The sequence below is a fragment of the Salmonella sp. NW38 genome, assembly GCF_051807745.1.
Classification (GTDB): domain Bacteria; phylum Pseudomonadota; class Gammaproteobacteria; order Enterobacterales; family Enterobacteriaceae; genus Salmonella; species Salmonella enterica.
This window is the reverse complement of sequence record NZ_JAMMTO010000032.1, coordinates 1-1,019: the sequence shown is the minus strand read 5'-3', so window position 1 is coordinate 1,019 and position 1,019 is coordinate 1. Positions and strand designations below refer to the sequence as shown.

Annotated in this window: 1 protein-coding gene; it reads right to left on the bottom strand. The window is 54.2% G+C overall.

Annotated features, from left to right (window positions below; genetic code table 11):
* Positions 1–1,019, bottom strand: a 1,019-nt coding sequence (tuf, locus tag NA624_RS22975) for an elongation factor Tu (RefSeq protein WP_001543627.1), incomplete at both ends; no start/stop codon positions are given.

Below are 1,019 nucleotides of genomic sequence, written 5' to 3'. Positions count from 1 at the left end.
AGAACTTTAGCAACAACGCCCGCGCCAACGGTACGGCCGCCTTCACGGATTGCGAAACGCAGACCGTCGTCCATTGCGATCGGGTGGATCAGGGTAACAACCATTTTGATGTTGTCGCCCGGCATTACCATCTCTACGCCTTCCGGCAGTTCGATGGTACCAGTCACGTCAGTAGTACGGAAGTAGAACTGCGGACGGTAGCCTTTGAAGAACGGAGTATGACGGCCGCCTTCATCTTTGGACAGAATGTACACTTCAGATTCGAACTTGGTGTGCGGCTTGATGGTGCCCGGCTTAGCCAGTACCTGACCACGTTCGATTTCTTCACGTTTGATACCACGCAGCAGAACACCTACGTTCTCACCGGCACGGCCTTCGTCCAGCAGTTTGCGGAACATTTCAACGCCAGTACAGGTAGACTTCTGAGTCTCTTTGATACCAACGATTTCAACTTCTTCACCCACTTTGATGATACCGCGTTCTACACGACCGGTAACAACGGTACCACGACCGGAGATGGAGAATACGTCTTCGATCGGCAGCAGGAACGGCTTGTCAATCGCACGCTCTGGTTCCGGGATGTAAGAATCCAGGAAGCCAGCCAGTTCGATGATTTTCGCTTCCCACTCTGCGTCGCCTTCCAGCGCTTTCAGAGCAGAACCACGAACGATCGGAGTGTCGTCGCCCGGGAAGTCGTACTGAGACAGAAGTTCACGAACTTCCATTTCAACCAGTTCCAGCAGCTCTTCGTCATCAACCATGTCGCATTTGTTCAGGAACACGATGATGTACGGAACGCCTACCTGACGACCCAGCAGGATGTGCTCACGGGTCTGCGGCATCGGGCCGTCAGTCGCAGCAACAACCAGGATCGCGCCGTCCATCTGAGCAGCACCGGTGATCATGTTTTTAACATAGTCGGCGTGCCCCGGGCAGTCTACGTGTGCGTAGTGGCGGGTCGGGGTATCGTATTCAACGTGAGAAGTGTTGATGGTGATACCACGCGCTTTTTCTTCCGG